The organism is Sphingobacteriaceae bacterium GW460-11-11-14-LB5 (genome assembly GCA_002151545.1).
In the GTDB taxonomy this organism is placed as follows: Bacteria; Bacteroidota; Bacteroidia; order Sphingobacteriales; family Sphingobacteriaceae; genus Pedobacter.
This window is the reverse complement of record CP021237.1, coordinates 1-12356: the sequence shown is the minus strand read 5'-3', so window position 1 is coordinate 12356 and position 12356 is coordinate 1. Positions and strand designations below refer to the sequence as shown.

Genomic DNA, 12356 nt, shown 5'->3' with positions numbered 1-12356 from the left:
AAAAGGATGTAAATGTGTAGTCCCGTCCAGATTTGAACTGGAGACCCCTACATTATCAGTGTAGTGCTCTAACCAGGCTGAGCTACGGGACTGTTGATTTAAGGTCGGCTATCGTATGCAGTATATAGTATCTTACCGCTACTGCTTTCCTTTGGCTTTCCCCATCTTTAGGTTCCGTTATGCTTTGCACTTAAGCTATGGCACACCGTTGTCTTCTGGGTGTTTCTTTTTTTCTCTTGTGTTTTTTAAAGTATATGGTATGGCATGGTGGCCTTAAGCCTTCTACCTTATTACCTTCTACCTTATTTAGAAATATCATGTTGCGTGGCGAGTAGGCGGTGCTACTCCAGAAAGGAGGTATTCCAGCCGCACCTTCCGGTACGGCTACCTTGTTACGACTTAGCCCCAGTTATCGGTTTTACCCTAGGACGCTCCTTGCGGTTACATACTTTAGGTACCCCCAACTTCCATGGCTTGACGGGCGGTGTGTACAAGGCCCGGGAACGTATTCACCGCGTCATTGCTGATACGCGATTACTAGCGAATCCAACTTCATGGGGTCGAGTTGCAGACCCCAATCCGAACTGTGAATGGCTTTGTGAGATTCGCATACCGTTGCCGGCTAGCTGCCCTCTGTACCATCCATTGTAGCACGTGTGTAGCCCCGGACGTAAGGGCCATGATGACTTGACGTCGTCCCCTCCTTCCTCTCTGTTTGCACAGGCAGTCTGTTTAGAGTCCCCATCATTACATGCTGGCAACTAAACATAGGGGTTGCGCTCGTTGCGGGACTTAACCCAACACCTCACGGCACGAGCTGACGACAGCCATGCAGCACCTAGTTTCGTGTGATTGCTCACTGATCTATCTCTAGATCATTCACTAACTTTCAAGCCCGGGTAAGGTTCCTCGCGTATCATCGAATTAAACCACATGCTCCTCCGCTTGTGCGGGCCCCCGTCAATTCCTTTGAGTTTCACTCTTGCGAGCGTACTCCCCAGGTGGAACACTTAACGCTTTCGCTTAGCCGCTGACTGTGTATCGCCAACAGCGAGTGTTCATCGTTTAGGGCGTGGACTACCAGGGTATCTAATCCTGTTTGATCCCCACGCTTTCGTGCCTCAGCGTCAATAAGACCATAGTAAGCTGCCTTCGCAATCGGTGTTCTGAGACATATCTATGCATTTCACCGCTACTTGTCTCATTCCGCCTACCTCTAGTCCATTCAAGCCCATCAGTATCAAGGGCACTGCGATAGTTGAGCTACCGTCTTTCACCCCTGACTTAACAGGCCGCCTACGCACCCTTTAAACCCAATAAATCCGGATAACGCTTGGATCCTCCGTATTACCGCGGCTGCTGGCACGGAGTTAGCCGATCCTTATTCTTCCGGTACATTCAGCTATTTACACGTAAATAGGTTTATTCCCGGATAAAAGCAGTTTACAACCCATAGGGCAGTCTTCCTGCACGCGGCATGGCTGGTTCAGAGTTGCCTCCATTGACCAATATTCCTTACTGCTGCCTCCCGTAGGAGTCTGGTCCGTGTCTCAGTACCAGTGTGGGGGGCCATCCTCTCAGATCCCCTAGTCATCGTCGCCTTGGTGGGCCGTTACCCCGCCAACTAGCTAATGACACGCATGCCCATCTTCATCCCATAAATGTTTGATCATTGGATAATGCCATCCTGTGATTTTATGCGGTATTAATCCGGATTTCTCCGGGCTATCCCCCAGATAAAGGTAGGTTGCATACGCGTTACGCACCCGTGCGCCACTTTCATATCCAGCAAGCTGGATAATCTCGTTCGACTTGCATGTATTAGGCCTGCCGCTAGCGTTCATCCTGAGCCAGGATCAAACTCTCCATTGTAAAATGTGTTGTAAGATGCTGACCAGTTTTAACTATTGTTAAAAATAGTCTTCTTTTTTTATGTTGTCTGTTAGACACCACCTTTAAAATAAAGCTACGTAATCATGTACTTTGATCGGTACTCCATTACCTCGCTACGCTACATTGACATCTCTTTTAAGAACTTGTTGATCTGTAAACCTCGCGGCCGATCAGTTATATATCTTCGGTTTCAGTTCCGGCCGGTCTTATTCGTCCAACCTGTGTTTCAACCCGTTTCAATCTTGTTTTGTTATCTTCCCGACATCCGCCGTTCCGATTTTTTTACCCTTCCTTATCGTTGGGAGTGCAAAGGTAAGGATCTTTCTTAAACTTCCAAATAAAATAAATTTTATTTTTTCTGTCTTCTTTTTTTCCCCTCCCCTTATTTCAATATACCGGTGTTAACCAGCTTTCCGTCCTTCCGAACCGGGCTGCAAAGGTAGCAATCTTTTCCTCTCCCACAATATTTATTTTAAAATAAATCTCGACCCACTCGCCCTAATGCCATCCTTTCAATCAAAACCCTTCCTCCGAAGCGGGATGCAAAAGTAGGATTTTTTATCGTACACACAAAACATTTTTATGGAATGGGGCGGGGATTAACGTAACCCTATGGCTTACAGACAGAAAAAATATGCCGATGGTTAAAACTTTTTAAGGAAACAAGTGTTTATTGGCGCACCGCCCCCAAACAATCCTGAAGTTTTCCCTGCAGCCAGTCAGCCCCTGCAAAATAAACCTGATTGAAATGAAAAGCCCACAGCGCAGCGAGGACTTGGAATGAAAAGCAGGAACCAACCTGGATAGTAGCACTAAACCTGCTTTACTAAAAAAGAATTATAAATAAACACCTTACCTAATATATGAGCAGCAATTAAGTCGAACAACTATCGTATCGAATTTTTGAACAATAATTAATACTTTTATGGCTTTATTAAACCATCTAAATAAATGAAGTTGATGCTCAAACTATACCTTTCTCTGCTGTTTATCAGCATAGTAGAAATCGGTTATGCGCAAAATTATAAAAATGAGCTCGTTATTATCTCTGAGAACGATGCTTATATCGACATCACCAGTGATCGTTATTATACAAATGGTGCTTTTATTAAATACAGGCATGCCCTGGATGGAGCGCATTTAAAAGCAGGGCGAAGCAAAGAGATTATCGGTTTCGAACTTGGTCAAAAAATATACAATCCGTATTACAGCTTTGTACCAAACCCTGCCCTACACGACCGCCCTTTTACAGCATATCTTTATGGCGAAGCAAATTATAGCCGTTTTTATACCAACAAACAAATGCTAAAGGTTTCTGCACAGATTGGACTTACCGGAAAAGATGCTTTGGGTGAAGAGTTTCAGAAAGCATTTCATAAACTGGTTGGCCAAAATCAGATTGAAGGATGGGAGTATGGCTTAAACAGCGAACCAACATTAAACCTGGGGGTAGAGTACAATAGGCTTTTATTGAGCACAAACAATAAAATATTCGATATTACGGGAACAACTTCCGCAGCGGTTGGTAACGTGATTACAAAAGCAAATCTTGGCGCAATGTTCCGCCTGGGCAGATTTAACGATATGGATGGTTCGTCGGCTTTTAATAGCCTGGTGAGTAATAACCATATGAACAAAGCAGAACGCAAATACGAACTTTTCCTTTCCGTTAGCCCGCACTTACATGCGGTTGCTTTCGATTCGAGTTTGCAAGGGGGATTATTTTTGAATGATAAAGGGCCAATTACCTTTAAACCCAAACCAATTGTTTTTACCACGCAGGTGGGGTTAACTTTCGCCATTGCGCGCTGGACCGCAAATTATACCGCTACTTTTACTTCGAACGAAGTTAAAAACAGTGCCACTGGTTACCGCTACGCCTTTTATAGTCTTGCTTACCGTTTTAGTAAAAGCTAATGAAAAAACAACTACTCTTTTTTATTCTCGTTATTATAGGCTTAGCATCTGTCCAGGCTCAAATTGCCCCGGAAAATCATTCGATTATTCTTAAACCCATATTTGGTACGCATGTAAATAATGATCAGGGACACTTGTTTCAGGATCAGATTACAGGATTTGATGCGGCTTATTTTAAGGACATCAGCCAGAACAGTGATAAGTGGATCGGATTTGGTGGCGCCAAATCTTATGGCATCGGATTTGTTTTTAGAAACCTGAGCAAACTGAAAGGCACAAAAGATACTTCGGCCAATGCTTTTGGGCAGGTATATGGCCTGGTGGCTCAGATGGATTTTCAAATATTCAAAATTGGAAAAGCTAAATTTAATTTTACTCCAGGCGTTGGTTTGGGTTATACAAACAAGTATTACTTTAATAATACCAAAAACAGATTTCTGGGAAGTCCGATTAACGAAACCATTAAAGCAGATTTAGGAATGGAGCTGCCGATGAGCAAATACGCCGATTTATTAGTAGGTCTCGGTTTTTTGCATGTATCCAACGGAGGCGCCACTGTTCCGAACGGGGGATTGAATACCGGAAATATTTACGTCGGACTTAAACTCAACAATCCGAAAACATTAACTGCTGAACGAAAAAGTACCTACACCACTTTACAGCGTAATTCTATTGAGCTTAGTGCAGGTTTAGGCGCAAGGGGTGTATTTGGTAACAGAACAAAAAGTTTATACAAAAGTGGATTATATGCCGGCTACAATTTTTACCTGAACGATGTAATGTCGCTTAAAGCAGGTGCTGATGCTGTATATTATTATTCTGTATTTGATCCGAATAATTATGGAGAAACCTTCCAGAACTACGGTACTTCTTATGATAAATGGCGTACAGGGATCAGTATTGGTGCCGATATCAACCTATGGCGTGTTACTGTTGCCGCGCAGATTGGAAAATATATCCATTATAACAGATTAATGGATAAAGCGACCTGGTACTGGACCTTCGGACCCACTTTTAACATTACACCTCATATTGGCTTGCAGGCTAAAACCTATATGCATTTTGCCCAGGCAGATTATGTAAACTGGGGCGTAGTTTATAGATTTTAATATTGTCCTGTGCTTAACAATACCAAAGTACAGGCCTCAACTGGTTCGATGTTGTGTTGATCCAATAGTTTTTCGAGCTCGTAATTTTCAGTTCCCGGATTGAAAATGACCCGCTTTGGTTTGGTTTCCAGGATATAATCGTGGTATTGAGCCTGTAAGGATGGGCCAATATACAGGGTTATGGTATCGATATCGGTGTGGATCAGACCCGGTTCTTCAATTTCTACGCCTGCAACCTCTCCTTTTTTTATGCCCACATTAACAATTTCGTGATTGAAGCGCTTGAGCATATTGGCTGCTTTATAGGCATATCTTGAAGGGTTTGGCGATGCGCCGATTATAAGTGTCTTTTTCATTTTGAAATTGATTACACAGATGGAGAGATTACACGGATAAATATTAAAATTTAGAAAGTAAAGCAATTTGACCGGAATGGTAAGCGTGGTGTTGTGCCAAACCACTTAAAAGCTCGGCATTGGTTACACCTGTTCCCAAAGTCGGATTTCGCTCACTCTTCACTTCATCGTCCCATTGATTATTTTTTATGGTTTCACAAAGGCGGATGAGTTCTTCGTTTGCAATTTTAAAATTAAAGATAATACGCTCCCAAGCCTTAGGTGTCCTGCTTTCGGGCATTGGCCAATCGCCCATTGCGGGTTCTGTTGCTGGTTTCCCACTCAGTCTTGAAGTCACTTCTTCTGTCCAGGCCGTTAAGTGCAAAGCAATTTCAGCAATAGAATGTGCACCCGGCACAAAGTGACTAAAGGCACTTTCGGGGTTAACGTTATTCAGCGTTTGCATTACATGGTTCCCATGCCAGGCATCGCCATTAAATGCCTTTTTAATTTCGTTTGTAATATTAAACATACCTAAACAACAATTGGGGCCATATAAAGTTTGTTAAGATGCGTTTAATATTGCATTTGCACAGTTAATTCCATCTATGGCTGCCGATACAATCCCACCCGCGTAACCTGCGCCTTCTGCGCAAGGATACAAACCCTTTACCTGAGGATGCTGGTAAGTTTCTTTATCTCTCGGAATTCTGACCGGAGAAGACGTTCTGCTCTCTACCCCCACCAAAATAGCTTCATTTGTATAATAACCTCTAATCTTTTTCCCAAACAAAGGCAATGCAGCGCGTAAACTATCTGATACGAAATCGGGTAAAATATTATCGAGCATCGAACTTTTGGTTCCCGGCAGATAAGAATTCTTCGGTAAATCGATCGATAGTTTATTGTTCACAAAATCCACCATTCTTTGTGCAGGCGCTACTAAGTTGCCACCACCAGCCTCAAAAGCCATTTTTTCAATTTCAGATTGGAAGTGCAACATCCTAAGCGGATCGTAGCCCTGAACATCATTTAAGGTAACCTGTACTACGGTGCCTGAATTGGCATAAGGATTATTCCTTTTAGATGGCGACCAGCCATTTACCACAATTTCATTTTCGCCGGTGGAACAAGGTGCAATAATCCCCCCCGGACACATGCAAAAAGAAAACACCCCACGGCTACCAACCTGCTCAACTAAACTATAATAAGCAGGCGGTAAGAATTCGGACCGGATATCACAATGGTACTGGGCAGAATCAATAATTTCCTGAGGATGCTCAATCCGCACACCTAAAGCAAATGGTTTGGCCTCAATCAGGATATTTTTACTGTTCAACAATTCGTACACATCTCTCGCAGAATGACCTGTTGCCAGGATAATATCATCAGCGAACAACTTTTCTTCAAAATTGATCTCAATTCCTTTTACTTTTCCGAATTCAATTAAAATATCAGTCATCCGGCTATCGAACATCACCTCGCCCCCGGCATTCAGGATGGTATCTTTGATAGCAGTGATAATATGTGGAAGTTTATTCGTGCCAATATGTGGACGGGCATCGGTAGCAATATCAGCTTCTGCGCCATGGTTTACAAAAACCTGAAGTACTTTATTAATATCACCCCGTTTATTCGATCGGGTATACAGTTTACCATCCGAATAGGTTCCTGCGCCACCCTCGCCATAACAATAATTAGATTCGGTATTCACTAATCCCTGCTTATTTATGGCAGCTAAATCTCTGCGGCGTTGCTTTACATCTTTGCCACGTTCGATCATAATGGGTTTTAATCCATTTTCGATACACTGTAAAGCTGCAAATAACCCGGCCGGACCAGCGCCGATTATAATTACGGGTTTGGCATCGCTTACATTTTTATAGTTAATGGTGTATACTTCGGGAATGGCTTCCTCATCGACAAAAACTTTTACCTGAAGTCGGAATATCACTTTTCGGGAGCGGGCATCTATCGATCGTTTCAGGATTTCATAACCTTTAATTCTTGATCCAGGCAATTTTAAGGCTTCAGCCAGCTTCTGCTTAATCAACTCTGTTTGCTCTACCTCGTGCGGGAGCAACGTAATTTCGATGTCTTTTTGCATATCATGTCAGGTTTTTATCCCGAACGGTACAAAGATAGGCAACTGATAGCATATTTGATGATTTCAAAATATGACTAAAAATTATCAGCAGACTAAAGTAATGCTTTTATGTTTTTTTGGAAAGCCACCGCAGTATTCCATAAGCCACTTTCTTCCCGCTCTACCTCCTCCCGACTTTACGTCGCGATCCATTCGTTCGGGTTTAGATGGCGGCTTTGTTGCTACTATGCAGGCTTTCCGTGCCACAGCCCAAAGTTTTTAGCCCCCGATCGGAGCGGACACGAAGTAAAGCAAAGAGCGGGAGCAAACATTAAAAAAAGCGAATGTCCTTGCGCTTCAAAACAAAAACATCAGTTTAAACATTACCCTAAGCTTGCCAACCTGGCAGATAATTATTGAAAGTGTAACAAAGGCATGCAATTTGATATCTAATTCGTAAATTGACCATAAATCAATTCTATTAAAAAGACAAAAACCATAAAAATGAAAAGATTAATATTTGGAATTTTAGCTGCAGTTATTGCAGTGAGCACTTTAAGTTCATGCGGATATAATAGCATGGTTAAACTTGATGAAAACGTTAAATCGAAATGGGGAACTGTGCAAACCCAGTATCAAAGAAGAGCAGATTTAATTCCGAACCTGGTAGCTACGGTAAAAGGCGCGGCTAAATTTGAGCAGGGTACTTTAACTGCTGTAACCGAAGCACGTGCAAAAGCAACACAGATGACGGTTAAAGCGGATGAACTGACACCAGAAAACATTCAGAAATACCAGGCAGCTCAAGGACAATTGAGCCAGGCTTTAGGCAAACTATTATCGATTACCGAAAACTATCCTGAACTAAGGGCTACACAGCAATTCAGTGATTTATCGGCACAGTTAGAAAGTACCGAAAACAGGATTACCGTTGCCCGTAAAGATTTTAATGATGCGGTACAGGAGTATAATGGTAAAATCAGATCGTTCCCAACCAATTTAACTGCTGGCATGTTCGGCTTTAAAGCTAAAGGATATTTTGAGGCCGATGCTACTGCAAAAGACGCCCCTAAAGTAGAATTTTAATATTCTCCACACAATATATAAGGGTAGTGAATGTTTATTAAAAAGCATTTATTACCCTTTTTACTTCATACATAATAAGCATATGTCGTTATTTTCAGATATTGAACAAGAAAAAATAGCAAACGCGATTTCCGATTCAGAAAGAGCAACTTCCGGAGAAATTAGGATAGCTATTGACAAACATTGCGCAGGCGATCCATACGAGAAAGCTATCGAGTATTTCACCAAGCTGGATATGGACAAAACAGCTAAAAGAAATGGGGTGCTGATTTATCTGGCACATGCCGATCATAAATTTGCCATTATTGGCGATGTAGGCATCAACCAGGTAGTACCTGAAAATTTTTGGGAAACAGCTAAAATAGCGATGACTGCACACTTTGCAAAAGGCAATTTAGCCGATGGCATTATTGCAGGTGTAGCGTTGGCCGGAGAAAAGCTAGCCTTGTTCTTCCCACCTCAAAAAGGCGATATTAATGAATTGCCAAATGATATTGTTTTTATGGATAACCTAGAACACAAATAAACGATGAAGAAAATATTCCTTTTCTCGTTACTGAGTTTATTATTCACTTTTGCCTTTGCACAGGATTTTCCAGAAAAACCGAACACACTGGTTAATGATTACGCTAATGTATTATCATCCGATCAGAAGCAGCAACTGGAAACTAAATTAGTAGCTTTTAATGATTCGTCTTCCACACAGATTGCCGTAGCGATACTAAAATCAGTCGGTGATTATGATATTAACGAATACGCTGTAGAACTTGGCAGAAAATGGGGAGTTGGCCAAAGTGGCAAAAACAACGGCATTATGATCGTTGTGGCCGTTGGCGATCGAAAAATCTCTATCCAAACAGGTTATGGTTTAGAAGGTGCATTACCCGATATTTATGCCAAACGTATCATTGACAACGACATTAAACCCAATTTTAGAGCAGGAAATTATTATGCCGGCCTGGATGAAGCGACTACTTCGATTATAAAATACACCAGGGGCGAATATAAAAATGATAGTCCAAAAGCTTCTTCAAAGAAAGGTGGCTCAGGCAGTATCATCATTATTATCATTATCGTCATCGTGATCATCATTATTATGCGTAAAGGTGGTGGCGGTGGCAGCGAAGTAATTGGTGGCCGGGGTGCATCCAATGCTTTGTTCTGGGCTATGCTTTTTGGAAGCGGTGGCGGTGGACGAAGCAGCGGTGGCTGGGGAGGCGGCTCTTCAGGCGGAGGCGGTGGCGGATTCGGTGGTTTTGGCGGAGGAAGCTTTGGTGGTGGTGGTAGCAGCGGAAGCTGGTAAATTCATTGGTTCATTGGTCATTAAGTTAGAATCTACTCCGTTTGAACGTTACCACTTTCCAACAGATTAAAACATTACAACAATAATGTACAGAAGAGATTTAATCACAGCAGAAATACAGAAACTTGCGCAGGTTTTAGCCCGTATTATGGGATTAAAATTAGAGGGTAAGTTGGCCGAAGCCAATCAGCTTTTTGACGAAACCATGGAAAGCGGTTTTCAATTGCCAAAAGAAATTCTGGAAAGTGAAGAGCTGGCTGTTTTTGAAAACTGGTTGACTGGGGGCAACCTTCCTCCGGAAAAACTCGACTCACTGAGCGAATTTCTATATTATGAAATGGGCATAAGTCAGGATCGGAACCAAATGATTGCCCCAAAGCTGAATTTAGTTTATAATTACCTGTCAGATCGGCATAAGATTGTACATTTGGTCAACCTGCACCGTCAGAAAACGATACAACAATACTTGCGCTAAACGCCTATTGCATGGCGCTAAACAAAACAACATACATCAATGATTATAGAAAAGTGGCAGAAAATAGCCTCTAAATATTTAGTACGAGAGAAGTGGGCTACCTTGAGGGTAGACGAAGTTAAACTTCCCGGAGGTATTATAAAAGACGATTATTATGTTTTAGAGTATCCAAACTGGGTAAATGCGATTGCATTAACTGAAGAAGGAAAAATAATCATGGTACGCCAGTACCGCCATGCAGCCGATATTGTTTCACTTGAAGTTCCGGGCGGTGTAATTGATGGCGATGAAGCACCTGAGTTTGCTGTTAAACGTGAACTTTTAGAGGAAACCGGTTACAGTTTTAAAACCTGCAAACTTATAGCTGAGCTTTATCCCAATCCTGCAACATCTGATAACAGGACCTTTACCTATTTCCTGACAGGTGGTATTAAAACGCATGAACAGCATTTAGATGAACATGAAATATTAAATGTTGAAGAGTATACCATTGATGAGCTAAAACAACTGATTAAGGATAATAAAATAGCCCAGGCACTTCATGTTGCGGCTTTATTATATGGCTTAGCAGAATTAGAGAAACTTTAATTTATTTTACAGAAAAACAGAAACAATAAAGGCCAGATAAAATATCTGGCCTTTATTGTTTAATGCATTAACTTTTGATCAGGAACGAAAGATTTTATTTAAACCCTTCTACCTTTCTGTTCCTGAACCTGGTTTAGCTCATTTTTAATTTCTTTTGGATATCGTGTACGTAAGCTTTAAACTTTTTATCGGTATCGATTAAATCTTCTACGGTTTGGCAAGCATAAATTACGGTACTGTGATCGCGACCGCCGAAGAAAGCGCCAATCGTTTTTAACGATGATTTAGTATGACTTTTAGAAAGGTACATCGAAATCTGACGTGCCTGAACAATTTCGCGTTTACGTGTTTGCGATTTAACCATATCTACAGGAACCTCGAAATACTCGCAAACCAATTTCTGGATATATTCCATTGAAATTTCTTTAGAAGTATTTTTAATGAAGTTCTTCAACATCTGCTTAGCAAGGGCTAAATCGATTTCTTTTTTATTCAAAGTAGCCTGTGCCAAAAGAGATACCATAGCACCTTCTAATTCACGTACATTGTTATCAATGTTGTGTGCCACATATTCTACCACCTCGCCTGGTAACTCAATACCATCAGCATACATTTTCTTTCTTAAAATAGCAATACGGGTTTCCAGATCAGGAATCTGTAGATCTGCTGATAACCCCCATTTAAAACGGCTTAACAAACGCTCTTCCAAACCAGCTAAATCTTTCGGTGCTTTATCAGATGTTAAGATGACCTGTTTGCCCGATTGGTGCAGGTGATTAAAAATGTGGAAGAAAATATCCTGTGTTTTTTCTTTACCGGCAAAGTTATGTACATCATCCATAATGATTACATCCATTGCCTGATAAAAATTAACGAAATCGTTAATGGTGTTGTTTTTTAATGAATCTACAAACTGCTGGCAGAATTTCTCACAGCTTACATAGATCACCAGTTTATCTGGCATGCTGCGTTTAATCTCGTTACCGATTGCCTGCGCCAGGTGTGTTTTACCCAAACCTACGCCACCGTAAATCATCAGAGGGTTAAAAGATGTACCACCTGGTTTAGCAGCTACAGCGTAACCTGCAGAACGCGCCAAGCGGTTGCAATCTCCCTCAATATAATTTTCGAAAGTATAGTTAGAGTTTAATTGTGGATCAACATTTAATTTTTTTAATCCAGGGATAATAAATGGGTTTTTAATATCCTTATTAATGGAAACCGGAATCGGCATCGATTGTACCTTTGCCTCCGCTCCATTTCCATTTGAGGGCATATTGGTAGTATAAGGATTACCGCTGTTTGATGATTTATCTACAACGATGTTATATTCCAACCTGCCATCCTCTCCAAGTTGTTTCTTTACAGTCTTGCGGAGCAAGCCTACATAATGTTCTTCAAGCCATTCGTAAAAGAACAAACTTGGCACCTGTATAGTTAAAACCTTACCTTCCAATTTAAGGGCTGTTATTGGCTCGAACCAAGTTTTGAAACTTTGACTCGGAATGTTATCCTTAATAATTTGAAGACAGTTCTTCCATACTTCTGTACAAGTTTTTTCCAT

At 41.5% G+C, this 12356-nt stretch carries 11 protein-coding genes, 1 tRNA gene and 1 rRNA gene; 7 read left to right on the top strand and 6 right to left on the bottom strand.

All coding sequences use genetic code 11. The features are described 5' to 3' along the window. Window positions 1–17: 17 nt before the first annotated feature. A tRNA-Ile gene (locus CA265_00065) sits at window positions 18–92 on the bottom strand. Window positions 93–347: 255 nt separating this feature from the next. Next, window positions 348–1868, bottom strand: a 16S ribosomal RNA gene (locus CA265_00060). Between the two features lie 976 nt (window positions 1869–2844). Here CA265_00060 and CA265_00055 point away from each other — a divergent pair. Both CA265_00055 and CA265_00050 read left to right on the top strand, forming a co-directional pair. Continuing rightward, window positions 2845–3810 carry a hypothetical protein gene (locus CA265_00055; GenBank protein ARS38177.1) on the top strand — a complete coding sequence of 322 codons (966 nt, stop codon included), beginning with the start codon at window positions 2845–2847 and terminating at the stop codon, window positions 3808–3810. After that, window positions 3810–4919: a hypothetical protein gene (locus CA265_00050; protein ID ARS38176.1), complete on the top strand. Its 1110-nt coding sequence runs from the start codon at window positions 3810–3812 to the stop codon at window positions 4917–4919. Before CA265_00055 ends, CA265_00050 begins: the two co-directional genes overlap by 1 nt. On the opposite strand, the gene CA265_00045 is transcribed toward CA265_00050, so the two are convergent. Genes CA265_00045 through CA265_00035 form a run of 3 tightly spaced genes read right to left on the bottom strand, consistent with a single transcriptional unit; the run spans window position 4916 to window position 7361 of the window. Next, window positions 4916–5275: a CoA-binding protein gene (locus CA265_00045; protein ARS38175.1), complete on the bottom strand. Its 360-nt coding sequence runs from the start codon at window positions 5273–5275 to the stop codon at window positions 4916–4918. The genes CA265_00050 and CA265_00045 overlap by 4 nt on opposite strands. Window positions 5276–5318: 43 nt before the next feature. Further along, complete coding sequence (locus tag CA265_00040) at window positions 5319–5786, bottom strand: hypothetical protein (protein ID ARS38174.1); 468 nt, start codon at window positions 5784–5786, stop codon at window positions 5319–5321. A gap of 33 nt (window positions 5787–5819) precedes the next feature. Further along, window positions 5820–7361, bottom strand: coding sequence for an FAD-binding protein (locus CA265_00035; protein ID ARS38173.1), 1542 nt, complete (start codon window positions 7359–7361; stop codon window positions 5820–5822). A 483-nt stretch (window positions 7362–7844) separates the two neighbouring features. On the opposite strand from CA265_00035, the gene CA265_00030 reads away from it, so the two are divergent. The 5 genes from CA265_00030 (at window position 7845) to CA265_00010 (ending at window position 10792) form a co-directional block, all read left to right on the top strand. Continuing rightward, the gene (locus tag CA265_00030; protein ID ARS38172.1) at window positions 7845–8426 is read left to right on the top strand and encodes a LemA family protein; all 582 of its coding nucleotides are present in this window, start codon (window positions 7845–7847) and stop codon (window positions 8424–8426) included. An 82-nt stretch (window positions 8427–8508) separates the two neighbouring features. Continuing rightward, complete coding sequence (locus CA265_00025) at window positions 8509–8952, top strand: hypothetical protein (protein ARS38171.1); 444 nt, start codon at window positions 8509–8511, stop codon at window positions 8950–8952. A 3-nt stretch (window positions 8953–8955) separates the two neighbouring features. Further along, window positions 8956–9729 carry a methanol dehydrogenase gene (locus tag CA265_00020; protein ID ARS38170.1) on the top strand — a complete coding sequence of 258 codons (774 nt, stop codon included), beginning with the start codon at window positions 8956–8958 and terminating at the stop codon, window positions 9727–9729. An 85-nt stretch (window positions 9730–9814) separates the two neighbouring features. Next, complete coding sequence (locus tag CA265_00015; protein ARS38169.1) at window positions 9815–10204, top strand: hypothetical protein; 390 nt, start codon at window positions 9815–9817, stop codon at window positions 10202–10204. A 39-nt stretch (window positions 10205–10243) separates the two neighbouring features. Then, window positions 10244–10792, top strand: a complete 549-nt coding sequence (locus tag CA265_00010) for a DNA mismatch repair protein MutT (GenBank protein ARS38168.1) — start codon at window positions 10244–10246, stop codon at window positions 10790–10792. 133 nt (window positions 10793–10925) lie between these two features. Here the strand turns inward: CA265_00010 and CA265_00005 are convergent, their stop codons facing one another. Next, a complete protein-coding gene (locus CA265_00005; GenBank protein ID ARS38167.1) occupies window positions 10926–12356 on the bottom strand; it encodes a chromosomal replication initiation protein DnaA in 1431 nt (476 codons plus the stop codon).

Coding starts and splice junctions, on each gene's coding strand:
- CA265_00055 (ARS38177.1), top strand. CDS start 2,845: ATGAAGTTGATGCTCAAACTATACCTTTCTCTGCTGTTTATCAGCATA.
- CA265_00050 (ARS38176.1), top strand. CDS start 3,810: ATGAAAAAACAACTACTCTTTTTTATTCTCGTTATTATAGGCTTAGCA.
- CA265_00045 (ARS38175.1), bottom strand. CDS start 5,275: ATGAAAAAGACACTTATAATCGGCGCATCGCCAAACCCTTCAAGATAT.
- CA265_00040 (ARS38174.1), bottom strand. CDS start 5,786: ATGTTTAATATTACAAACGAAATTAAAAAGGCATTTAATGGCGATGCC.
- CA265_00035 (ARS38173.1), bottom strand. CDS start 7,361: ATGCAAAAAGACATCGAAATTACGTTGCTCCCGCACGAGGTAGAGCAA.
- CA265_00030 (ARS38172.1), top strand. CDS start 7,845: ATGAAAAGATTAATATTTGGAATTTTAGCTGCAGTTATTGCAGTGAGC.
- CA265_00025 (ARS38171.1), top strand. CDS start 8,509: ATGTCGTTATTTTCAGATATTGAACAAGAAAAAATAGCAAACGCGATT.
- CA265_00020 (ARS38170.1), top strand. CDS start 8,956: ATGAAGAAAATATTCCTTTTCTCGTTACTGAGTTTATTATTCACTTTT.
- CA265_00015 (ARS38169.1), top strand. CDS start 9,815: ATGTACAGAAGAGATTTAATCACAGCAGAAATACAGAAACTTGCGCAG.
- CA265_00010 (ARS38168.1), top strand. CDS start 10,244: ATGATTATAGAAAAGTGGCAGAAAATAGCCTCTAAATATTTAGTACGA.
- CA265_00005 (ARS38167.1), bottom strand. CDS start 12,356: ATGGAAAAAACTTGTACAGAAGTATGGAAGAACTGTCTTCAAATTATT.